Raw genomic sequence first — 237 nt, forward strand, 5'->3', positions numbered from 1 at the left:
CGCGAAAACAATAGTCTAGAAGCTATGATTTTCGAAAAGAATTATAAATTAAAAAATAAAGTAACGCCTAATGCTTTTGCTACTCGTGGATTTGATGTTACTTTTGATGCTTTGATGCGTTTGTCTCAAGCTGCTACTTTTGCTGAAAGTGCTTCAACTCAAGTTACGGAACAAGTGGAAAGTAAGTTTGATTATCTCAAAAATGAAACGGGAGGTTTTGCTAACAAAGGATTGTAT

The 237-nt window shown here is 34.2% G+C and carries 1 protein-coding gene; it reads left to right on the forward strand.

All coding sequences use genetic code 11. The features are described 5' to 3' along the window. Positions 1-24: 24 nt before the first annotated feature. The coding region (locus HMI57_RS18520; RefSeq protein ID WP_216607721.1) for a hypothetical protein at positions 25-237 on the forward strand (213 nt) is incomplete at its 3' end.

Origin of the sequence: Arthrobacter sp. 260, assembly GCF_013116745.1 — a bacterium.
In the GTDB taxonomy this organism is placed as follows: Bacteria; Actinomycetota; Actinomycetes; order Actinomycetales; family Micrococcaceae; genus Arthrobacter_D.